The 23435-nt window shown below is 58.9% G+C and carries 16 protein-coding genes; 11 read left to right on the forward strand and 5 right to left on the reverse strand.

Features of this window, described 5'->3' with window-relative positions:
* Nucleotides 1–128: 128 nt before the first annotated feature.
* Nucleotides 129–965 carry an SDR family oxidoreductase gene (locus H6F59_RS11005; protein ID WP_190698946.1) on the reverse strand — a complete coding sequence of 279 codons (837 nt, stop codon included), beginning with the start codon at nucleotides 963–965 and terminating at the stop codon, nucleotides 129–131.
* A gap of 245 nt (nucleotides 966–1210) precedes the next feature.
* Here H6F59_RS11005 and modA point away from each other — a divergent pair, with 245 nt between their 5' ends.
* From modA to H6F59_RS11020, 3 genes are all read left to right on the forward strand, one after another.
* On the forward strand, nucleotides 1211–2032 hold the full coding sequence (gene modA / locus H6F59_RS11010; RefSeq protein ID WP_190698949.1) for a molybdate ABC transporter substrate-binding protein: 822 nt from the start codon (nucleotides 1211–1213) through the stop codon (nucleotides 2030–2032).
* 32 nt (nucleotides 2033–2064) lie between these two features.
* Nucleotides 2065–3906, forward strand: a complete 1842-nt coding sequence (modB, locus tag H6F59_RS11015; RefSeq protein ID WP_190698960.1) for a molybdate ABC transporter permease subunit — start codon at nucleotides 2065–2067, stop codon at nucleotides 3904–3906.
* A gap of 297 nt (nucleotides 3907–4203) precedes the next feature.
* Nucleotides 4204–6906, forward strand: coding sequence for a bifunctional acetate--CoA ligase family protein/GNAT family N-acetyltransferase (locus H6F59_RS11020; protein WP_190698965.1), 2703 nt, complete (start codon nucleotides 4204–4206; stop codon nucleotides 6904–6906).
* Nucleotides 6907–7081: 175 nt separating this feature from the next.
* Here the strand turns inward: H6F59_RS11020 and H6F59_RS11025 are convergent, their stop codons facing one another.
* The gene (locus H6F59_RS11025; protein ID WP_190698968.1) at nucleotides 7082–7435 is read right to left on the reverse strand and encodes a hypothetical protein; all 354 of its coding nucleotides are present in this window, start codon (nucleotides 7433–7435) and stop codon (nucleotides 7082–7084) included.
* Nucleotides 7436–7540: 105 nt separating this feature from the next.
* Between H6F59_RS11025 and moaA the strand changes: the two genes are divergently transcribed.
* A complete protein-coding gene (moaA, locus tag H6F59_RS11030) occupies nucleotides 7541–8527 on the forward strand; it encodes a GTP 3',8-cyclase MoaA (protein ID WP_190699849.1) in 987 nt (328 codons plus the stop codon).
* Here moaA and ilvA read toward each other — a convergent pair.
* Both ilvA and H6F59_RS11040 read right to left on the reverse strand, forming a co-directional pair.
* Nucleotides 8524–10035, reverse strand: coding sequence for a threonine ammonia-lyase, biosynthetic (gene ilvA, locus H6F59_RS11035; RefSeq protein ID WP_190698972.1), 1512 nt, complete (start codon nucleotides 10033–10035; stop codon nucleotides 8524–8526). The two genes, moaA and ilvA, sit on opposite strands and share 4 nt — an antisense overlap.
* Nucleotides 10036–10205: 170 nt before the next feature.
* On the reverse strand, nucleotides 10206–11717 hold the full coding sequence (locus tag H6F59_RS11040) for a methyl-accepting chemotaxis protein (protein ID WP_190698975.1): 1512 nt from the start codon (nucleotides 11715–11717) through the stop codon (nucleotides 10206–10208).
* Between the two features lie 316 nt (nucleotides 11718–12033).
* Here H6F59_RS11040 and H6F59_RS11045 point away from each other — a divergent pair, with 316 nt between their 5' ends.
* The gene (locus tag H6F59_RS11045) at nucleotides 12034–14313 is read left to right on the forward strand and encodes a hypothetical protein (RefSeq protein ID WP_190698980.1); all 2280 of its coding nucleotides are present in this window, start codon (nucleotides 12034–12036) and stop codon (nucleotides 14311–14313) included.
* 17 nt (nucleotides 14314–14330) lie between these two features.
* Here H6F59_RS11045 and H6F59_RS11050 read toward each other — a convergent pair whose 3' ends face one another.
* Complete coding sequence (locus tag H6F59_RS11050; protein WP_199325724.1) at nucleotides 14331–14588, reverse strand: DUF2584 family protein; 258 nt, start codon at nucleotides 14586–14588, stop codon at nucleotides 14331–14333.
* Between the two features lie 193 nt (nucleotides 14589–14781).
* On the opposite strand from H6F59_RS11050, the gene H6F59_RS11055 reads away from it, so the two are divergent.
* The 6 genes from H6F59_RS11055 to H6F59_RS11080 all read left to right on the forward strand — a co-directional run bounded on the left by H6F59_RS11055 (nucleotide 14782) and on the right by H6F59_RS11080 (nucleotide 23096).
* Nucleotides 14782–15519, forward strand: a complete 738-nt coding sequence (locus H6F59_RS11055; protein ID WP_190698988.1) for an ABC transporter ATP-binding protein — start codon at nucleotides 14782–14784, stop codon at nucleotides 15517–15519.
* A 31-nt stretch (nucleotides 15520–15550) separates the two neighbouring features.
* Entirely contained in the window at nucleotides 15551–16945 is a 1395-nt protein-coding gene (locus H6F59_RS11060; RefSeq protein ID WP_190698991.1) for an efflux RND transporter periplasmic adaptor subunit, read from the forward strand.
* 42 nt (nucleotides 16946–16987) lie between these two features.
* The gene (locus H6F59_RS11065) at nucleotides 16988–18184 is read left to right on the forward strand and encodes an ABC transporter permease (protein ID WP_190698995.1); all 1197 of its coding nucleotides are present in this window, start codon (nucleotides 16988–16990) and stop codon (nucleotides 18182–18184) included.
* Nucleotides 18185–18383: 199 nt separating this feature from the next.
* Nucleotides 18384–19934 carry a TolC family protein gene (locus H6F59_RS11070; protein WP_190698998.1) on the forward strand — a complete coding sequence of 517 codons (1551 nt, stop codon included), beginning with the start codon at nucleotides 18384–18386 and terminating at the stop codon, nucleotides 19932–19934.
* 227 nt (nucleotides 19935–20161) lie between these two features.
* A complete protein-coding gene (locus tag H6F59_RS11075) occupies nucleotides 20162–20383 on the forward strand; it encodes a hypothetical protein (protein WP_190523459.1) in 222 nt (73 codons plus the stop codon).
* A 115-nt stretch (nucleotides 20384–20498) separates the two neighbouring features.
* The gene (locus tag H6F59_RS11080) at nucleotides 20499–23096 is read left to right on the forward strand and encodes a chloride channel protein (protein WP_190699002.1); all 2598 of its coding nucleotides are present in this window, start codon (nucleotides 20499–20501) and stop codon (nucleotides 23094–23096) included.
* Nucleotides 23097–23435 lie beyond the last annotated feature (339 nt).

A 23435-nucleotide genomic window follows, 5' to 3' on the forward strand; every position in this document is an offset into this window, starting at 1 on the left:
GAGCTAAATAGCCGTAACGACAGCGGCCCGCATGGCTAAGCTGACAGCGAGGTTTGTAGACGAATATTGCTAAAGATACCGAAGCCTCTTTGTTGAAGTGAGAAGCTTTGAAGCTGCTTGGCATTCCCTCATCGGGGCATTTGTGTGAGCCCAAACTGTCGCTTGAGCAGAAAATCCATTAATTTGGGCGGCAACAGCCGCTTGAGCAACGGCAACCACCTGCTTTTTCTCCCTAGTCGAATTGTCGTAGGTGGATGAGGCTTCATCACCAGTGCCACTAGCTGCTCGGCAAAGTCGTGGACAGGCGTAGCATTGGCTTGAGACAGCACCGCCCTGGCGCGAATCTTCGACTCCAGGGGCGCATACCACGAGTCTGGCGAGAGCACCCCGGTCAATCCCTGATCCGCAGCCTGGCCAAAGTTCGACTGGATGGCACCGGGCTGCACGGTGACCACGTGGATGCCAAACGGAGCCAGCTCCATCCGCAGCGCCTCCGACAGGCTGTGCAAGGCTGCTTTTGACGCGCTATAAGCTCCAGAAAACGGCGTTGTAACTATCCCCGAGATGCTGCCGATGTTGACGATGGTGCCCGATCGCTGCTCCTTCATCACCGGAGCTACCTGCTGCATCAGCTCAAATGGGGCTAGCACATTGGTCTGAAACTGAGCATGAATCTGCGCCGGACTGAGATCCATCAGCGGACCAAACTGGCCAAAGCCCGCGTTGTTGACCAAAATATCGATTCGACCGATCTGGGCTAAAACGGTGTCAATGACCGAATTCATGGCCACCGAATCGGTGACATCGAGCGGCAGGGTAAGAATGCCTTGGGCTTTTAAGTCATCTATTGCCTCTAGGCGTCTGGCTGTGGCCACAACCCGGCAGCCCTGTCGATGAAACGCCTGACATAGCGCTTTGCCAATGCCCGACGAACAGCCGGTAACGATGACGACGGGAGAGGCCATAGGAATAGAACGGGTAGGCGACAGCTTTGGCGAAGTCTCTAGAGAATCCTAAGCAATGATGGGGTCAGTGGGATCGAAAAAACTGATGGCAAATGGTCAGATAGGTGAAGCTCTTGCAGGTAGATTTTCCGGCGATCGCCACCTCGTAGTCTATTGCACCGCAGGGGCTAGCCTGAAGACAATATGTGTTCTTTGAACCGCTGACCTATGCTCAACAACGTCACCACTGGAGGAGGGGGATTTTTATGTCTTCAATCAAGGACCGTAGATTTTTGCTTCGGGTTTGTGGGGGTCTAGCGATCGCTTTATTTGCCGCCGGCTGCGGTCCTTCTGCTTCGACACCTCAGCGTTCCGAAACCCCAGCGCAGCCGGTCGAACTCACCGTATCGGCGGCGGCTAGCTTGCAAGATGTCCTAGAGGCCATTACCCCGCAATTTCATGCGGCCTACCCCACGATTAAAATTAGCTATAACTTTGGTGCCTCGGGTGCCCTACAGCAGCAAATTGAACAGGGTGCCCCAGCCGATATCTTTTTTTCTGCCGCTGCTAAACAGATGGATGCGCTAGCAGAGAAGGGATTAGTCCTAAAGGATTCTCGGCAAAATCTGCTGACGAATAGCCTGGTGCTGATTGCCCCAGCTCAGTCGCAACTTGCGGTTACAGATATTGCCCAACTTAAAGATGCTGAGGTGGGCGTTGTTGCGGTGGGCGAGTTTCGCAGCGTGCCGGCAGGGCAGTACGCAGAGCAAGTGTTTACCAAGCTAAATTTGCTGGAGGCCTTGCAGTCCAAGCTGGTGTTTAGTAACAGCGTGCGGGGGGTGTTGGCCGCTGTAGAAAGCGGCAACGCCGACGTGGGCATGGTCTATGCCACCGATGCGACCCTCTCGGAGCGAGTTAAGGTGTTGGCTACGGCGACCGCGGCGACTCATCAGCCGATTGTTTACCCGATCGCAGTCGTCAGCAATAGCCCTAACCCCGACGCCGCGAAGACATTGATCGCGTTTTTGCAGACCCCTGCCGCCCAAAACAAGTTTAAGGAATTTGGCTTTGGGGTTGTCGCTCCGTAACGGCCTGCCATCCTACGGCTGCAAAATCTGCCATGACTTTCTCTCCCCTGTGGATCTCCCTTCGGATTGCTGCGATCGCTACTCTGCTAGCGTTTGTCTTAGGTATCGCTGCCGCGCAGTTTATGCAGGGCTATCGGGGTCGCTGGCGATCGCTCTTAGACAGCTTGTTTTTGGCCCCGATGGTGCTGCCCCCTACGGTGCTGGGCTTTCTACTGCTGCTGCTGCTGGGTCGGTATGGCCCCCTTGGGGTTCTAATGGGGACAGCCGGCATCAACGTCGTGTTTACCTGGTATGCAGCGGTGATCACCGCGACGGTAGTGGCGTTTCCGCTGATGTACAAAACCGTATTGGGTAGCCTAGAGCAGATCGATCGCTCCGTGCAGCAGGCCGCCCGCACTTTGGGTGCAACGGAGTGGCAGCTGTTTTTGGGCATTACGCTGCCCCTGGCCCTGCCCGGCATTGGGGCCGGCACCGCCCTGGCCTTTACCCGTGCTCTGGGTGAGTTTGGGGCTACCCTCATGCTGGCGGGCAATATTCCGGGCAAAACCCAGACCCTGCCCATGGCAATTTTCTTCGCTGTGGAAGCTGGGGCCTTTCACGAAGCCGCCCTGTGGACTGGGGTAATTTTGGCTATTTCCCTAGGCGGACTGGTGTTGATGAACCGCTGGCAATCCCAAGGCGCTAGGCGGCCAGCCCTGCGGTGGCTCGATCGAGGCTGGGCCATAGTTCGCCGTACCTTGCACAAGCCATTCAACCGTCAACGTCTACCCCTTACGCCCCACCCATTACACCCGACCCCTCAACCCCCTCACCTCTCCGTTAACCTCACCCACCACCTGCCCAGGTTTAACCTAGATGTAGCCTTTTCCACCGATCGCCATCCCCTGGGGCTACTGGGGGCCTCGGGGGCAGGCAAAAGCCTAATTTTGAGATGTCTAGCGGGGCTAGAGACGCCCCACAGTGGGCGCATTGTGATGAACGGGCGGGTGCTGTTCGACTCAGCGTTGAGCATTAATCTACCCAGCCGCGATCGCAGAGTCGGCTATCTCTTCCAACATTACGCTCTGTTTCCCCATCTGACGGTGGCCCAAAATATTGCCTACGGACTGCGGGGCGAGTCGAAAGTGACGATCGCCCGTAAGGTAGCTGAGCAGCTTCAGCAGGTGCAGCTGGTTGGGTTTGGCGATCGCTATCCCCACCAGCTCTCTGGCGGTCAGCAACAGCGGGTGGCCTTGGCTCGCGCTCTGGCTCCCAACCCCGAAATTCTGCTGCTCGATGAGCCCTTTTCGGCACTCGATGCCCACCTGCGTAGCGAACTTGAAAAGCAGCTGCTCAAGACCCTGACTAGCTACCAAGGCCTCACTCTATTTGTCAGCCACAATTTGGAAGAAGCCTACCGGGTGTGTCAGCGCTTGCTAGTGCTCTCGGAGGGCAGCATCGAAGCCGAGGGGCCAAAACAAGCCATTTTTGACCGCCCCGGCAGCGTGACCGTGGCTCAGCTTACCGGCTGCAAAAACGTCTCAGCTCTGCAACGCCAGGGCGATCACACCCTAACCGCGCTGGACTGGTGCTGCACCCTGCAAACTCTGGAGCCGGTGCTGCCCGCCCACACCCATGTGGGCATTCGCGCCCATCGCCTGACTTTCCCAGAGCAGCCTACCCAGCCCAACACCTTTCCCGGCTGGATTGCCTGGACCAGCGAAACGCCCCACCGCATTAGCCTCTATCTCAAGCTGGGCAGCCCCCCATCTGGCCTCGACGATTATTACCTTCAAGCAGAGGTCTTCAAAGACAGATGGGCTGAATTGAAGGAGCGGCCTTTTCCTTGGTATGTGCACCTTGATCCAGGCCAGCTACTTTTACTGGGGAGTTAGGGGATTGCCCTAGGGATTGCGGTTTAGGGTTTAGGGTTTGAGGTATACGGTTTGAGGCAAATCTTGACCCTGAAATCCCAATAACCTGTCATCTTTGGCTTAGCAGACTACTGGTGGCCTGTTCACCGTCACTAAGAAAGTCCCCTATGCCGCCGCGATCGCCGACATGGCCTTTGCAACGCTTTTTGGGCTTTGGGCTAGCTCACCCCTCCCTGGAGGGGATGACGCTGGTTCGTTTCTGTCCTTCTCTGGGAGAGAACCCCAAGGTCGTGTATTAACCACGTGAGGATTTTGACCATGCTGACCCGCCCCGACCCAGTCATGGATCTTTGGAAAACCGGGAGCCATCCCCTCGACCCCATCTTTGCTCCCCGGTCGGTGGCGGTGATCGGGGCCACCGAGCGCCCTGGCAGCGTGGGCCGCACGGTGCTGTGGAATTTGATTCGCCACCCCTTTGGCGGCACGGTGTACCCAATTAATCCCAAGCGGCGCAATGTGCTGGGCGTTCAGGCGTTCGATCGCATCCAGTCTCTCCCCGAAGTGGTGGATTTGGCGCTCATTGCTATTCCTGCCCCTGGGGTGCCTGCCGTGGTGCAGGATTGTGTGGATGCCGGGGTCAGAGGCGCGATCATTCTCTCGGCGGGGTTTAAGGAAATTGGTGCCGAGGGCGTTGAGCTAGAGCGGCAGATTAAGGCGATCGCTGCGGGTCGTATGCGGCTGATTGGCCCCAACTGCCTGGGCATTCAAAATCCACTGACCGGTCTCAATGCGACCTTTGCCAGCCACCTGGCGAGGCAAGGCAACGTTGGCTTTATCAGCCAGAGCGGGGCGCTGTGCACCTCCATTCTCGACTGGAGCCTGCGGGAGAACGTGGGCTTCAGCGCCTTCATCTCCTTGGGTTCCATGCTCGACGTGGGCTGGGGCGACCTGATCGACTACCTGGGCGACGACCCTCACACCCATAGCATCGTCATCTATATGGAATCGATTGGGGATGCCAGGTCGTTTTTGTCGGCGGCGCGGGAGGTGGCCCTGAGCAAGCCAATCATTGTGATTAAAGCGGGGCGCACCCAGGCGGCGGCTCAGGCGGCGGCCTCCCACACTGGGGCGCTGACGGGCAGCGATGCGGTGTTGGATGCGGCTTTTCGTCGCTGCGGCGTGCTGCGGGTTGACCACATCGACGAGTTATTTGATACCGCCGAAGTGCTCGCTAAGCAGCCGCGCCCTCGGGGCCCGCGCCTGAGCATTATCACCAACGCAGGCGGTCCCGGGGTGCTGGCAACAGACGCGTTAATTCGCGCTGGGGGCACCCTAGCGAAGCTTTCTGTCGCTAGCGTGGAGGCTTTAAATGGGGCGCTGCCCTCCCACTGGAGCCACGGCAACCCCATCGACATTTTGGGGGACGCGGAACCGGCCCGATTTGCCGAGGCGCTCAAGACCACCCTGGCCGACCCCGACAGCGACGGCTGCTTGGTGGTGCTCACCCCCCAGGCTATGACCGACCCGACCAAAACCGCCCAGGCGGTAGTCGAAACCTGGCGCAGCAGCGAATCGAGCCAGCCTATTCTAGCCAGCTGGATGGGAGGAGCTGAGGTTGATGCCGGCGAAGACATTCTCAATCGGGCGGGGATACCCACCTATCGCTACCCCGATTTGGCGGCGCGGCTGTTTGGGCTGCTGTGGCGGCACAGCTACGCCCTCAAGGGGCTCTACGAAACCCCGACCCTAACCACCAACCACGGCATCGATCGCGCCTCTGTTGCCACCCTTCTGCAAACGGCCCAGGCTGAAGCCCGCTCGCTTCTCACCGAGACTGAGTCAAAGGCGTTGCTGGCGGCCTACGGCATTCCGGTGGTGCCGACGCAGGTGGTGGCGACAGTGGAGGAAGCGATCGCCGCTGCCAACCAAATTGGCTACCCGGTAGTCCTCAAACTCTACAGCCTCACCCTCACCCACAAAACCGACGTGGGCGGTGTGCAGCTCAACCTCGACGACAGCCATGCCGTCGCTCGGGCCTTTGAACGCATCCGCACTGGCGTGACCGAAAAAGCCGGAGCCGAGCACTTCCAGGGCGTTACTGTGCAGCCGATGATTCGCGTCGATGGCTATGAGCTGATTTTGGGCAGCAGCCAAGACCCGCAGTTTGGCCCGGTGCTGCTGTTTGGCACCGGCGGCCAGCTAGTCGAGGTGTTTCAGGATAGCGCGATCGCCCTGCCTCCCCTCAACAGCACCCTGGCCCGTCGCCTAATGGAGCAAACCCTAATCTACAAAGCTCTCCAGGGAGTGCGGGGTCGAGAGGCTGTGGACTTGGATGCCCTAGAGCAGCTTTTAGTGCGCTTTAGCCAGCTAGTGGCAGAGCAGCCCGATATTGCCTCTATTGATATCAACCCTCTAATTGCCTCGTTTGACAGACTGCTGGCCTTAGATGCTCGGGTGATACTGCGTGCTCCAGACTCACCGCCAGCCCGCCTAGCCATTCGCCCCTACCCCACCCAATATGTTTGGCCGGGGCGCGACGGTGTCACCATTCGCCCCATCCGCCCCGAAGACGAGCCGCTGATCACCGCCTTCCACGACATGGTGTCTGAGCAGAGCGTTTACCTGCGCTACTTCCACGCCATCAAGCACAGCACCCGCATCGCTCATGATCGCCTCACCCGCATCTGCTTTAACGACTACGATCGTGAGATCGCTCTGGTGGCCGAAATGAGCAGCCCCGATCCCAAAATTATCGGCGTCTGTCGGCTCACCCAAAAGTACGCACTGCCCGAGGCCGAGTTTGCCATGCTGATAGCCGACCCCTACCAGGGCCAGGGCTTTGGCACCGAACTGCTGAACCGCCTGATCGAGGTAGCCCGCGCAGAAGGGCTGCACCGCTTGACGGGGGAAATTTTGGCTGAGAACCATGGCATGCAGCGCCTGTGCAAGCGGGTCGGGTTTCAGCTCAAACCGACGGCGGAACCCGGCATTTTATCCGCAATATTAGACCTGACCGTTTGAGGTTAAAGAAACAACGGTCACCTGCCTAGGGTTACTGAAAGCCGCACGGGTGAGTTGCAGTCGCTAACTCCTAGCCAGAGTGTCTGTGGCTTGGATTGCCTTTGTTAGCACCCCAAGCAGCCGTCGCTCGATCGACCTTGCCCTCCCCCAGTCCATCCAACAAGCCGCGTTTGAATTACTTGGATGGATTGGTGTTCAATACCTCCTTAACCTCTACTTCTAAAACTGATTCGCCTGTGGTGAGGGTCAGCTGTCTAAACTCCCCCCGCAACTGAATTGATTTGTCGAGTAGTCGGTAGAGAGCTTCTGTATCGGTAGCCTTAGACCTTAAGTAAACCGGTTCCAGCTTAGGGTCTACCAGATAGAGACGATTGTTCATCCGGCTGTCGGGGTGGGTGGCGCTATCGACGGCCAATCGCCCCGACAGCAAGACATCCGTTGGCTGCGCTAATGCTTTCACCAGGCCCAGGCAGGCGATCGCACTGACAACTGCACCGACTAGCATGCCCTTGAAAAACCCTTGCGGCATGGACTATCTCCCCAATCAGCAGATGCCGCCAGTTTAAGCCAACCACCCCCTGGTTTTGGTGAGGGTGCCATAATCGGAAGCATGCACCCTGTGGTTCCACCCCCTATGCCCGCCATTGACTACCTGCGCATTAGCCTTGTGGATCGCTGCAACTTTCAGTGTCAGTACTGCATGCCGGAGGGGGCCGACTTGCAGTACCTACCCCAGCAAGCGTGGCTGACCCGCGCCGAACTGCGGCAGCTCCTAGAGGAGGTCTTCATGCCCCTAGGGTTCTCAAACTTTCGGCTCACCGGGGGCGAGCCGCTGGTGAGACCCGGCATTGTAGATATCGTGCGCGATATAGCCGCATTGTCGGGGACAAAGGATTTATCCCTGACCACCAACGCGTTCTTACTCAGCGGCTTGGCGCAGGATCTTTGGGACGCCGGGCTGCGGCGCGTCAACATTAGCCTCGATTCGCTAGATCCCGTGATTTTTGATCAAATCGTGGGGGGGCGAGGAAAATCCCGCTGGCCCCAGGTTTGGGACGGCATTCAGACCGCTCACCAAGTCGGATTCTCGCCGCTCAAGCTCAATGTGGTGGTGATTCCGGGCGTCAACGACCACGAAGTGTTGGATTTGGCGGCCCTAACCCTCGATCGCGAGTGGCACGTGCGCTTTATTGAGTTCATGCCCATCGGCAACGACAGCCTGTTTGAGGCCAAGGGCTGGGTTGATTCGGAGACGCTGCGCGATCGCATTCGCCAGCGCTGGGGCCTTACTGGCGGCGACGTGCTCGGCCACGGTCCGGCAGATGTGTTCCAGATTCCGGGCGCGAAGGGCACCGTGGGATTCATTAGCCAGATGTCGGAGTGCTTTTGCGATCGCTGCAACCGCATGCGCTTGTCGGCCGACGGCTGGCTGCGCCCCTGCCTGCTCAACGAAACTGGGCAGCTCGACCTCAAAACCCCCTTGCGCCAGGGCGTTTCTACCGCTGAACTCAAGCACCAAGTGGCGGCCCTGCTAGCCGATAAGCCCGAGATCAACTACAAAATGCGCCAGTCGGGCACTACCGGAGCCTACGGTCGCACCATGTCGCAGATTGGGGGCTAGCCTAAAAACAGCTTGTAGGCGGGGTTCTGGTTCTCATCCCAATACTGATAGCCAAGGGTGTCGAGGAAGCTCTGCCACTGGGGCATTTCCTGGGGCGGCACTTGAATGCCGGTGACGATGCGGCCATAGTCGGAGCCGTTGTTGCGGTAGTGAAACAGGCTGATATTCCAGTCGGGGCTCATGGCGCTGACAAACTTCATTAGCGCGCCGGGGCGCTCGGGGAACTCAAAGCGGTAGAGCAGCTCGTCGTGGGCCAGGGATGACTTGCCGCCGACCATGTGGCGCAGGTGCATTTTCGACAACTCATCGTCGGTGAGATCCAGCGTCTTTAAACCTTTGGATTCAAATACTTGGGCCATGGCGGCGGCATCGGCCCGGCCCTGGACTTCTAGCCCAACAAAAATGTGGGCCTCGTGGTTGTCGGCAATACGGTAGTTAAACTCGGTCAGGTTACGGGTGCCCAGGCATTCGCAAAAGGCTTTGAGGCTGCCCGGCGTTTCGGGAATGGTGACGGCAAAGATCGCCTCACGGTGTTCGCCAATCTCGGCTCGCTCAGCAACAAACCGCAGGCGATCGAAGTTCATGTTGGCCCCGCAGGCCACCGCCACCAAGGTTTGGTCGGTGATGCCTGTGCTTTCGACATAGGCTTTGGCTCCGGCGATCGCCAGCGCCCCCGCCGGTTCCAAAATCGATCGCGTGTCTTCAAAAACATCCTTAATGGCGGCGCAGATGTCGTCGGTGCTCACCAAAATAACGTCGTCCACATACTGCTGACAGAGGCGAAAGGTTTCTTCCCCGACTTGGCGCACCGCCACGCCATCGGCAAACAGACCCACGGTGCTCAACCGCACTCGCTCTCCAGCTTTCAGCGATCGCGACATGGCATCGGCCTCGATCGGCTCCACGCCAATGATCTTGATCTCAGGCCGCAGCCGTTTCACGTAGGCGGCAATGCCCGAGATCAACCCGCCACCGCCGATCGCCACAAACATAGCGTGAATGGGCTGGGGATGCTGCCGCAAAATCTCCATGCCGATGGTGCCCTGGCCCGCAATCACGTCCGGGTCATCGAAGGGGTGCACAAAGGTCAGGCCCTTTTCGTCGGAGAGCTGACGGGCGTAGGCGTAGGCATCGTCGTAGGTTTCGCCGTAGAGCACCACTTCGCCGCCCCGCGCCCTCACCGCGTTCACCTTCATCATTGGGGTGGTGGTAGGCATGACAATGATGGCGCGGGTGCCTAGCTGCTTGGCCCCTAGTGCTACCCCCTGGGCATGGTTGCCTGCCGATGAGGCAATCACCCCCGCCGCCAGCTGCTCCGGCGATAGGTGGGCCATTTTGTTGTAGGCTCCCCGCAGCTTGAATGAAAACACCGACTGCATATCTTCCCGCTTCAGCAGCAGCCGATTGTGCAGCCGCGCCGATAAGCTGGGGGCAATATCCAGAGGCGTTTCCTGCGCTACGTCGTAAACCCGGGCGGTGAGAATGCGTTCGAGGTAGTCGGTAGGCATTGCAGGGAAGAGGCGAAGGGATAAACCCTCATTTTAGAGGGGCGGCGGGTTTAGTCGTCATCAACAATTTTTGGGGTATAGGGTTTTGGGTACAAGGTTCAAGGGGCTCCCCCAAACCTTGCACCCGAAACCCTATACCCTTCCCCAGTCTTGTCCCATCAACTCCAGCTCTAGAGCTTAAAGTAAGCCATAGCCCGCTGGAGGTGGGCCGCGTGGGACGCCATGGCGTGGCTAGAGGTTGCCAGTTGCTCTGCCGCTACCGCATTGTGCTGAGTGACTTCGTCTAGCTGCCCCATAGCGCTGTTGATTTGGGCAATGCCGTTGTTTTGCTCTAGGCTGGCGCGGGTGATGTCGGCCATTAGCCCCGAGGTTTGATGAATGCTGGGGACAATTTGCTTGAAGAGATCGCCGGTGCGTTTGCTCACTACCATGCTGCGGTCGGCTAGGGCCGTAATTTCCTCAGCGGCAGTGCGACTGTGTTCGGCCAGCTTACGCACTTCCTTGGCGACTACGGCAAACCCTCTGCCATGTTCGCCGGCCCGGGCGGCCTCCATAGTGGCATTTAGGGCCAGCATGTTAGTCTGTTCGGCAATGTCTTCGATGACGTGGATTTTGGCAATAATTTCTCGCATCACTTGCACTGTTTCAGTGACGGCTTTTTCGCCCTCATTCACCATGGTTGCCGACTGAACTGCCGATTGGTAGGTGTGCTTGGCTTTTTCGGCATTGCTGTTAATGACGACATTCATTTGCTCAATCGACACTGTCGTTTGCGCCACCCCAGCTGCTTGCTTAGAATTGCCGAAGGAAAGCCCCTGGGCGGCATCGTTGAGATGGGCGGAAATCTCCAGCATCTGTTTGGCCGCCACCTGTTCATCTTGAATAATGGTGGACAGACGCGTTGTCATCATCCTCAGGGCCTCCAGCATGCGGCCAATTTCGTCGTCTCTGCCGGCCGGGATTTCAACATGCAGATCTCCGTCGGCAATGCGCTGCACGATCGCCGCTGTAGCGAGAATCGGCTGCGTAATGCGACCCGCCAGATAGTAGGCCAAGACGATCACCCCGAGGCCAACTAGAATGCTGCCCCACAGGATGCCTAACGCTAGCTGGGATGAAAAATCAAGGGTGCTATTGAGATCACTTTCAAGGGCGGCGAGCCCGTTTTGAGAATCGTTCAGAAAACTCTCGATAGTTTCGGTATAGGCATCTTTAGCCTGTTGGTACTCAGCACCATCTAGTACAGCCAGGGCTTGTTTAGGTTGCCCCGCCTCTAGCAGCTTAAGGGATTCTGTCTCTAACTCAGCCAGTGTGTCGTTGAGCCCCTTTTGCTGATCAAAAAGCGCCTGAATTTTAGGGTCAGCAGCATCGGCCTGGGCCGCAATAATTAGGTCTTCTAGCGGGGTGAAATAGAAATCGTAGCGTTCTTGCCAGCGGCTGTCTTGGGTCAATACATAGTTGCGCATCGACTGAGTGAGCACTTCGTCTAACCACATGATCTGCTGAGCGCGGGAGAGTTGTTGTTGTGATGCGCTGACAGAAACCAGCCTGGCGCGAATTTGCTCGATGGCGGAGTAAGTCACGGTACCGATAGCGGTGAGCGTGAGTGCACCGAAGAGATAACCCACAAAAATCCGCGTGCGAATTTTGCTAGAGGCCAATCTCTTAAATAGAAACATCATCACGTTTTCCCTGTTTGCTGTAGATGTGGTTGGGCGGCGGCAGTGGTATCAGTAACAGACCGTCCTAATGTTCTGTTCTGAGAGAAGATCTCCCCACTAGCTGAAATGCTCCTGGTCTGAGCAAAGAACGCTACACAATTCTTCCCGTTATAAAGTGTTACCCAACGTCTCTCTAGCTAAAGAATTTCGGCTTTGGGGGTGCTTGCTAGCCGCAGGCGGGGCTTGAACTTCGTCAACCGCTGGGAAAAGGCCTCGCTAGAGGATCTGCCCTTGGTTATCCTGCGATAGAGTTGCAGAGGAAATTGGCGCAGTTCCTATGCCCTTTCGTTTAGCTCCTCGTCCTAAGGTTTCAACCGCCAGCGCTCCGGGTGCCGTGCAGATTTGGGTCGGTACTCGCTCTCGTCGGCTCTGGCGCAGGCCGCTGGTGCTGGTGCTGGTTGCCGCTGGGCTCAGCGGCGGACTGCTGCTGCTGGGGCTGAGTTTTCGCCTGGGGCTGCGGCTAATGCTTGACCCCGAGGCGTTACCCCAAACCCTAGCTCGCTTAACGCGATCGCAGCCGGAGGCCCTGCCCCCCGCTATTAGCCTAGAAGAGCTGCGCCAGCAGGCGGAGGCGAGCCAGCAGCAGGTAGGAGAGCCGCTGCGGTTAGAGCTGTCTGGGGCTAAGGACCGGGAGGTGCTGATTGTGCCGGTGCTAGAGGCGACGGGGGCGATCGCTGCCCTTCACCTGTTTGCCAGCGAGGACAAGGGGGGAGAGCTGAGGGCGATCGCTACCCTGCCCACTGCGGCCCTGCCCAAAGACACCGTGCTGGCGCCCTGGCTTAGCAGCCCCCAAGCACCTACGGCCGCTCCGGCAAATTTTGACTTCACTCGGGTTGTGGCGCTGCCGGCTCCCCCCGTTGCCACCGATGGGCTTTGGTTTACCCTAGAGGGCAGCTGGCAGCAGCAGGGCCTCACCCTGCGCTATGGTCAGTTGCTGCATGTTGACTCCCAGGCCCAGCGGCTAGAGCTGCTCACCCCCTGGAGCAGCCCGGCCAACCGCCCGCCCCAGTGGGCCGACCTGGATGGTGACGGCCCTAGCGATTTAGTCATTGACGAAACCGTGGGGCTGGAGCCGGCCCTGCGCGGGTTACAGGTAATACCCGGGCCGCGCCTGCAGTCGGTGTCGTGGGTGCGGGTGCCTGTGGATGCCGGTGCCCAGGCCGGCGACTACCAGCAGGCCCTGCGCCTGGCTCGCGGCGGACTCTGGCATCCCGCCCAGGGCCAGTTGGCCACCCTCAAAGCAGGTTTAGCCCAAGCCTGGAACCCAGCAGCGGAGGCCCAGCTGCGCCTGATGGAGCGCCATCGGGCGATCACCCGTCAGCAGGCTGAACAAGATTGGTCAACGCCAACCCAGCACATTCTCGCTCTGCTAATCGACGGGCGATGGGAGCCAGCCCTGACCCGACTAGAGGCCAACCCTGAACTACTGCCCACCCTGCTAAATCGCCTCGGCGTTGACCAAGGCCGCCTGTGGAACCGCATCAGCGCCGCCGCCGCCTTGCCCGATCCGCCAGCAGCTGTGTATGTGTGGGGCGGTCTGGCTATCAAGGCCCAGCAAAACCAACCCACCAATCGAGATGGGGCTACCCCAGACTGGCTCAACCGCCAGTCGGTGCCCGCCGCCGCCCGCCAGCGGTTGGCCAAGGTCTTGGCTACTCTGACCACCACCCAGGCACAAGCGGTTGCCAGCGCTAAGGCGGGTGCAACCGCCGCGATCGCCGCCCAGCCCCCTAGTGCCCAAGCAACAGAGAATATTGCTCTGCCGCCCATCACTGCCTTCATTGGCCAAGCCCGCCCCATTTCTGCACCCCAGTCTGGCTATGCTGCCCCTGGTCAGTCTCTCGATGCCGCCCTAGGCCAGTGGTATGCCATTGATGTGCAAGCCGTGAATCAGAGTCAAGCCTGGCAGCGGGGGACTGGGTCAGTTTCCGCTGGGGCAGCCCCAGCGGCGGTCTGGCCGGTGGTGCAGCCGGCAGCCCAGGCATCGCCTCAGCTGCTGCGCTGGGTGAGCCCTACTACCGGCGTTTCAGCGCCTCTGACCGTGCGCGGCTTTAGCTTGACCAATGGCCCCGTGACGCTACTGGCCACTGGCCCTGCCACCAATGCCTCTGCTCTGCCGCCGCTGGTCTTTTCCCAGGGAGCACTAATGTGGCTCGATGCTAACCAGGGTCAAACCGCAGAACCGGGGGCGATCGCCGCCACGGCCACCGCAATCTTTGGCGATCAGCCGTTACCGGCAGACTTTGCATCTGCTCTGGCCAGTCTCACCCAGCACAGCATTGACCTGACCGGCGATGGCCAGCCAGAGCGAGTGCTGACCTGGGATGAAACGGCGCTGACCCAGCTGAAAAACTGGCGCGTTCAAGTAGAGCCAACTGTCGTCAAAACTATCATCCTCAGCGCTGACGATCGAGTGCTCTACAGCGACATGTTTGCGCCCCAAACCGTAGTAGCGCTCACCAACCCGGCCCTGGATGGACCAGTCGGATTGCTGGTGCACCAGGTGGGGAGATATGAGCTGCTATCGTGGCAGGCGGCCAGCCAGCAGTTTGAATAAGGCTGAACTAGCCCTGTCTACTGAACAGCGAACGGGGTTGTGTAGACGCGGTGAATCCGAAACTCTAAAGCGGTGGTCTGGTGCTCCCAGGTGAGTTTTTCGATGACGATGTCGCTGTGGGCAAGCCAGTTTTCATCGACTAAACTCAGCGGCACATCGATGGGAAAAATGCGATAGCCGCCTTTTTGCACCTGGTGGCGAGCTCCGACTTCGAGAACAGCGGGGTAGCCCTGACTGGGCTTAAGTTTGAGCAAACTGTTAATTTCACAGGGCATTCCCATCGGCGATATCTCGGTTTTTAAGGAGGATAATCTAGCAGGGAGATAGAGATTAGCGTCTCCTGGGCCGCTGCGTCTAGCTTTGACCCTCTGCGGCTCACAAATAGATTAGGTAAAGGAATTATCCTAAGTCTGTGGGTTTCATCTCGATATGAAACTTTTGCCACTTTAGCGTTCACGCGATCGCCCCATGTCTCCAACGCCCCATCCCTCACCCGCCGCCGTCATCACCATGGAGAATGTGTCGCGGGTGTTTGGCAGCGGCGAGGCGGCGGTGCGGGCCTGCGATCGCATCAATATCACCATTCACTCCGGCGAGTACTGCGCCATTATGGGCCAGTCGGGCTCGGGTAAATCGACGCTGATGAACATCATTGGCTGCCTCGATCGCCCTACCCGCGGGCGCTACTTACTCGACGGCACCGATGTCTCAACAGTCGACAAAACCCGGCTAACCCGCATTCGCAACCGCAAAATTGGCTTTATTTTTCAGCGCTACGAGCTACTGCCCAACCTGACGGCGTTAGAAAACGTGATTTTGCCGATGATGTATGCCGGTTTAGGGCGATCGGTGCGGCAGCGCCGAGCCGCTGCGGCCCTCACCCACATGGGCCTGGCCAACCGCATGGATAAACGCCCCTCTCAACTGTCGGGTGGGCAGCAGCAGCGGGTCGCCATTGCCCGCGCCATCGTCAACCAGCCGGTGCTCTTGCTGGCCGATGAGCCTACCGGGGCACTCGATTCGCAGTCGGCCACCGAGGTGCTGGGCATTTTTGAGGCCCTGCATCAGCGGGGCATTACTATCGTCATGGTGACCCACTCCCACGAGGTGGCCCGCCACAGTCAGCGCATTATTATGATGAGCGATGGCAGGGTAACCGACGCTCACCTCAGCCCCGCTGAACTGGGCCACCTGGCCCCCCTGTAGCAGCCGACTGCCCTTTGTTTGGTAATGCTCCGTGCCGCCCGAACCCCACCCCGACACCTCCACCCGTGCCAATGTCTCGGCAGATGCTGACCCGCTCTCGCCAGATCCTTTAGCTTCGGTGGAAACCGCCAGACCCCTCAGTCCTGGCCTATTCGATGACGACCTGCTCGACGATGGCGATCGGGCCAACTCTCGCCCTGGACTGAGGTGGATCGTGGCGTCGGGGCTGGTGCTGGTGCTGGGCGTGGGAGGTTGGCTGGGCTACCACGCCTGGCAGCGCCGCAGCGTTGACCCCGTGGTGGTGACTACGGGTACCCCCAGCCGCGACACCCTAGAAAACCGGGTTGATGCCTCCGGCACCATGAGCCTGGGCAACCAGCAAATTCTTAAAGCACCGGGGGATGTCACTGTGGAGGCGGTGCTGGTAGAAGAGCGCCAGCGGGTAGAGCGGGGCACAGTGCTGCTGCGGCTGCGCGATCGCAGCCTAGAGCAAGAGCTGGACGAGGCCCAAATTGAGACCGAAATTCTCAGGCTGCAGCGGCAGCGCAACGCCGAGGTGCTGCAAGACCACCGGCGCACAGTGCAGAGGGCTGAAGAGCGGCTGAGTGAATCGCGATCGCTAGTTGATCAGGGGTTTATCTCCGAGGATGACTACAACGACGATCGCAACGCTTTAGAGGCGGCCCAGGCTGAGCTGCGGGGGGCTGAGGTTGAGCTACAGCGCTCCGAGTTAGAGATTCGTCAAAATCAGGCTAAACTAACTAACGTTCGCGCCCGCATTGCCGACAACGCCATCGTCGCCCCCTTTGACGCCGTAGTGCTCAATATCGACGTGCAACCCGGCGACGGCGTGCAGAGCGAAGGCACCCTGCTCACCATCGGTGACCCCAACCAAGAGGTGGTGCTATTTGACCTCATGACCCTCGACGCCAACAAGGTGTTGGTCAACATGCCCGTGCGGGTCAGCATCATCGGCCCCAACCCAGAAAAATATTTAGGTCGGGTGGTCAGCATTGCCCCCCAGGCGATTACCGACAGCGACAGCGACGGCGGCGGTGGCTCCCAGGCCATGGTCAAGGCGATCGCCCAGCTCGATCGCCCCAGCGATGTACTCATCCCCGGTAGCTCCGTCAGCGTCGAGGTCATTCTGGTGCAGCGAGAGAATGCCCTAGCCCTGCCGACCAACGCGATTCAGCAAGCAGACGGCGAAACCTTTGTCTGGGTCGTCGATGCCGACAGCCGCGCCCAAAAGCGCCCCGTCACCACCGGCCTCGACACCCTAGAGGCGGTTGAAATTGTCTCTGGCCTACAAGACACCGACACCGTCATTCTCATCCCCCCACCCGACCAACCCCTCGAACCCGGCATGACCGTAGAAACAACCCCCTCTGGCTTCCCCGCCGGCAGCCCCCGCCCCACCCTCTAACTCACCCCCTTACCCCCTACTCCATCACTCCCCACCTCCCCAATGCCCCTCTCCCCCCTCGACCTCAGCCTCACCACCCTGAGGGATCTAACCGGCAACTGGGTGCGATCGGGCCTCACCGCCCTGGGTATTTTCATGGGGGTTGCCGCTGTCAACGCCACCCTCAATATCGACACCATTGCCAACCGGGTGCTGCAAGAGCAGCTGGCGGCCAGGGATAACCCCAACATCACCCCTTTTGTCTACGGGCGCAGCCTCCCCCCAGTGGAATTTGATCAGGCGGCGATCGCAGAAATTCAAGCGGCCGTCCCCGGCATTCTCAGCATTAGTCGGGTGACTCAACTATGGGGAACAGAGGTGCAGTACCAGGGCACCATTACCGACAGCGTTGATGCCCTGAGCGTGTCAGAGAACTACCAGCGCACCACTGGGCGGCAGGTCCTCGACGGCCGATTTTTTGACCCCGAAGACTTTAACGCCTTTCGTCCCGTCACCGTTATCGATACCGTACTAGCTCAGCAGCTCTTTCAAGAGGCTACGCCCCTGGGTGAAGGTATTTTTATCAACGGCACCCGCTTCACCGTGATCGGTTTAATTGAAAACAAAAACCTCTACGGCAGCGAGGAGGGAGAACCCACCGGCACTCTCTGGGTGCCCGAACCCTACGGTAACTTGCTCCAGGGAGGCTTTCGCTTCGGGGGACAAATTCAAATTGCCTTGCAAAGCCTCGACGATTTTGAGACTACCCGCGACAGTGTTGAAGCCCAGCTTCAGCAGATGTTTCCAGGCTACGAACTGTATATCGATGGCAATGTCGCAGATCTCTACGAAGAAGAGCAGCGCCAGCGGGCTTCCATTCGCGTGCTCAAGGCCGTGGGTCTGCTGGCCCTGGTGATTGGCGGCGTCGGCATCGCCAACATCACCATCGCCGCCATTATGGAACGCACCCGCGAGATTGGTCTGCGTCGCGCCATTGGGGCCACCGATTTAGAAATCATGGCCCAGTTTATCGCCGAAGCTGCCTTGCTCAGCCTAATTGGCGGTACCACGGCGGTGGCCACCGTCCACGGGTTGACGAAAGTGGCGACTACCACTGTATTTGAGGCCCCCTACGAGTTCAACTGGCGCGATGCGGCCCTGTCGATGGGAGCCGCCTTTGGTGTCGGCGTTGGTGCTAGTTTCCTGCCCGCCCTGCGGGTGACACAGATCGATGTCGTGCAGGCACTGCGAGGAGAGTAGCGAAGCTCTCGACAATTTCCTTTTCCTCTTGGGGGAGGCTACGCCAACAGCTTCCTTCAGGGAACGAGATACCTTGCTTGCATTCAGTGTCTCTGGACGAGAAAGCCAGCGTGATAAATTGTCAGGGCAAACAGGACGAGGCGGTAATTTGATGCTGCCGAGTAGGCCAGGTGGTGGTTATAAGGGGTGACAGGAATCCATGGAAATTTTGGCCGCTTCAGCGCGTTGGGCGCTAAGAGCCGGTTGGGCTCTAGGGCTTTATAGCGCGATCGCCCTTCCCGCTCTAGCCGAGACTATCCCCCTCGTGGAGCCTGCCCCTGACACACCATCCCTCGAACCAACCCTGCCGACAGCGGCGGCTGCCGAGATTGTGACACTCACGCTCACCGACTTGCTCAACCTGACGTTGGAGGGCAACCGCGAGCTGCGTAACCAGGCTCTGGGATGTATTGTGCAGCGGCAGCAACTCGCTGCCGCCGAGCAAATTTTTAACCCGCGTCTAACGCCCACCCTGCGGGTTGATGCCACCCGCAGTCGCTTTGGCAATGGCGGTGACGTGGAGTCAAATCCAGGCTCAGTGCTGCTGGAGGGCAGTGACACTGACCTTGACCAGCAGGTACGGCTCGACACCACCCTCACCACCCGCCTGGGCACCCGCTTTGAGCTGGGGCTAACGCCCTTTGAGGGGGGACAGTTGGTACAGTTTGGAGTCAGACAACCCCTGCTGCGGGGCTTCGGCACCGCTGTCAATGAGGCCCCGCTTAACCAGGCCCGCCTAGGCGAAACCCGCAATCAGCTGGCTCTGCGCAGCACCGTCATCGACACCCTTACTACCGCCATTCTCAGCTACAACAATCTAGTTAGTGCCCAAGCCCAGGTCGACATTCAGACCCAAGCTTTAGAGCGGCGGCAGCAGCAGCTCGACATTTTGCAGGCCCTGGTAGAAGCGGGGCGGCGGGCTCCTATTGACCTGTTTGACCCGGAGCGATCGCTAGCCGATGCCCAGCGCAGCCTCGTCGATGCCCAAAATCAGCTCGACCAGGCCAATAGCACCCTACTCAACTTAATTGGTACCGATCGCAACCTGCGCTTTGTGGCGTCTGTTGAGACCATTGCCGAGCTGTTTGCTGCCGCCGCCGACCAGTTGGCCACCTACCAGCCCGACGCCTTGGTAGACCTCGCTCTAACCCAACGCACCGATTACCAGCAGGCCCAGCTTCAGCGGCAGCAGCAGGAACTTGACCTGCTGGTGGCCCAAGATAACCTGCGCTGGCAGCTCGACGCCGTCGCCGATGGCACCCTGGGCGATGGCTCCCGCAGCGCTATGGGGCTAGTGGCTACCCGCACCTTTGGCGATCCCCAACCCGCAACCGACCGTTTGACCAGCGACATCACTCTGCAACAGCAAGACAACACTTTAGCCCAATTGCAAGACCAGATTCGCAACGATGTCGTCGCCGGGCTCAGCTCAGCTCGGGCTAGCCTGAGCCAGGTGGTCGCTGCAGAGCGAGCTACCCTCAATGCTCGCCGTCAGCTTGAAGCAGACCAGGAGCAATTTCGCCTAGGGCGGGGCAATATCACGTTGTTTCAGCTGATTAGTCAGGAAGAAGCTCTCGTGACGGCCGAAACCAATGAGCTGGAGGCCCGCATTGACTTCCTCAACAGCGTTGCCCAGCTAGAGCAGACCGTGGGCATTACGTTCGAGCGCTGGGCGGCGGAGCTAGAGATTGCCCCTGAGCTACAGGGGTAGTAAGCGAGGGGATAGGCGCAGACGGCAGGTACCTCTCGTTGTATCGCTCCCGGTCAGCTCAATTCAAAGGCCTGTGTGAACTCACTTGACTGAGCCTGACACATCAAGAGCGCTCCTTTTGAGCGAACTGTGGCAGCTCGATTTCTGCCCTGCAAACCCATCGCGAGATAGACGGCCAAGGAAGAGACATCCGTGAATATACAGAAATAACGAGTTCTCCTACCGCCATGCTAGATGTCATAAGTTCCACAGTTCGACCGCTGCTGTTGGATGATCAAGTGCTGGAGGTGGCTTACCGACTTTATATGACGGCTCCTCACGGTGGCTCACCCGCCATTAGCCTCAAGCGTTTATCAGAGCTGACTGGCAAAACGCCCCTCAAATGTCGCAACGCCATTGTGGAGGCCAACGGGTTGGGTCGTTTTCCTGACTGCGAGCTACATCCGTAGCAGTCCGATTACAGGCTACACTTTGGGATAGTTAAGGGAAGACTGCACTGAGTCGGGCGTTGCCCCTTTCTCTGGCCATGGTCTACCGTATCCCTGGAATGATGCCGCCCCTGTGATGTTGTTAAAGCGCCTGGAACCCTTGCTGAGCCGCAAGCGGGTAGCCATTGTTGAGGCGTGTGTTATTGGGCTGGTGTCGGGGCTAGCAGCGGTGCTGCTCAAGCAGGGGGTCGAGCTGCTTACCTTCTGGCGCACCTCCAGCACCCTACCGTTGTGGCTGGCGCTACCCACGATTGGTTTGGTGGGCGGCTGTCTGTCAGGCTGGTTGGTTGAACGGCTGGCTCCGGAGGCGTCGGGCAGTGGTATTCCTCAAGTTAAAGCAGCGCTTGGCTTCGCCAAAATTCCGCTAAACCTGCGCGTGGCGTTGGTGAAGCTGGTCAGCACTCTCTTGGCGCTGGGGTCAGGTCTTTCTCTAGGGCGGCAGGGACCAACGGTGCAAATTGGCGCCGGCCTAGCGGCGCAGCTGAGCCGTTGGGTGCCTACATCCCCTGAATATCGGCGACAGTTAATCTCCGCTGGCGCGGCTGCCGGTCTGGCGGCAGGCTTCAATGCCCCCATTGCTGGGGTGCTGTTCGTAGTTGAAGAGCTGCTACAAGATTTTTCTGACCTCACCTTGGGCAGCGCTATTTTGGCGTCATTTATTGGGGCGGTAGTGTCGCGGCTGCTGGGGGGGCAGGGGCTCAATCTAACCATGGATGCCCGGCAGATCAGCCTGTCGATGCACGATCTGCCCTTTCTCATCATTTTGGGCTTGATGGCTGGGTTGCTGGGGTCACTGTTCCGGCGGGGCATTTTTGGCAGTTTGGCGTTTTTTCGCCAATTTAAGGGTTTGGGATTGCCGGGGCGCATTGGCCTAGCGGGACTGATTACGGGGCTGGTGGGGGTATTCGTGCCGGTGGCGTCGATTGACAATACTGGGCTGCAAGAGTTTTTGGTGACCGGCTCGGCTGGGTGGCAGATGATTGCGATCGCCTTCGTCGCGAAGTTTTTGCTAACGCTACTGGCCTATGGGTCAGGGGCACCAGGGGGCATTTTTGCTCCCTCGCTAGTGCTGGGCGCAGCGTTGGGATGTTTGGTGAGCTTCTTTGCCCAGGGCGTCTACACCGGCTTTGGGGCCTGGCCCCCACCAGCTGATTTAGCTACCACCACTACCTACGCACTGACGGGCATGGGCGCTTTCTTTAGCGCAGTGACGGGGGTGCCAATAACGGCCATCGTGATCGTGTTTGAGATGACCGCCAACTTCAACCTGGTGCTGCCTCTGATGATCGGCTCAGGGGTCGCCTACCTGATTGCCGATCGCGCCAACGACGGCTCGATCTATAACCGCCTGCTCGCTCTCCAGGGCATTCACCTAGAGCCGGTGCCCCAAGCTAACAACCCCTGGGGCCACCTCAAGGCGGCAGATCTAATGCAGCGGCGGGTCGAAACCCTCTCTAGCCAGATGAGCTTACCCGAGGTGGTGCAAGCCTTTTCGCGATCGCACCATCGCGGCTTTCCGGTGCTCGAAGACGGTCGCTTGGTAGGCATCGTCACCCAGAGTGACCTGAGCGACTCCACTACCCAGGGGCTCGATGACGACGCTGCCCTGGCCAATATTATGACCCCCCACCCGGTCACTGTGGCCCCCGATGCCCCCCTGCCCCGAGTGCTGCATCTGCTCAACCGGCTCAAGCTCAGCCGCCTACCCGTCACCCAGGGCAATAAGCTAGTAGGCATCATCACCCGCGCCGACATCATTCGCGCCGAGTGTGACCAGGTCAGTGGCGATCAGCTCAAACTCGGCCCCCAGGCTGAGCCCTCCTATGTAGTGTTTCAGCAGCAGGCCCCCGCCACCGGCCAGGGACGACTGTTGCTGCCCCTGGCCGACCCGCGCACCGCGCCCGATTTGATCAAGATTGCGGCGGCGATCGCCCATGGCTTGCACTACGAACTGGAGTGTATCCACGTCGTGCCTGTGCCCCGCAGCGTTGCCCCGGCTGAAGCCAAGGTTGACCTACAAGGGGTAGAGCCCCTGCGCCAGCTTGCCCTCTCCTACGCCGAAAACAGTGGGTTGTCGGTGCATTTTCAGGTACGGGCTGCCCACGAAATTGGCCGCACCCTGCTCGAAGTGATCAAAGAGCGCCATATTGACCTGGTGCTGATGGGCTGGCACCACCCTAGCCTCACCCCCGGTCGGGTGATCAGCGGCGTCGTCGACACCCTAATTCGCCAGGCCCCCTGCCAGGTAGTAGTAGTGCGCCCCGGCCGCAATCTCACCTTTAACCATTGGCTGATACCCACTGCGGGCGGCCCCAATGCGCAGAGTGCTCAGGCCCTGCTGCCTGGCCTGCTCACCTTAGGCCACTCCCCCGAGGTTCAGCTTTGCACAATCTGCCACCCTGAAAAGGGCGAATGCCTCACCCTCCAGCATCTCTCTGAGATGGCTGACGGGCTAAAAGAAACCTTGCGCCGCCCAGTGTATACCCAGGTGCTGACCCATCCTTCAGTCTCGGAGGCGATCGTTGATATGGCAAATCTATGTCACAGCGACGCCATTTTACTCGGCGCTTCCCGCGAAAACTTGCTAAGCCAGGTCATTAAGGGCAATGTGCCGTTAGAAATTGCTCAAAATACTCAAATCACCGTCATCCTATTGCGTCAAGTCGAAGGCTAGCGAGTTCCCTACGACCCAGCTTAGACGCAAAAGAGAAATTTAAGTTTCTTGACCAGAGAAAATTCTAGGTAAATCGCCCTAATCAATAACCATGCTTAAAGCTGAGATAAATCAGCACTGGTTGGGGAGCTATTTAGGCTTAACGCAACTCTATATCTCTAGGTAAAGCAAAAACACGTTTAGAATTGCACCCTGTGCCTAAGCCTGTTTTGCAGAATACATCTACCGAGTTTATGCGCGGCTCGCACGTCATCAGGCGATCGCGATTAAGGAAGCAGGGATAACTTCTACCGCAAGTGCACTACTAACTACTGGCTTAACCGCAAATTTTGTTTTTAA

This window comes from Nodosilinea sp. FACHB-141 (assembly GCF_014696135.1).
Taxonomy (GTDB): Bacteria; Cyanobacteriota; Cyanobacteriia; order Phormidesmidales; family Phormidesmidaceae; genus Nodosilinea.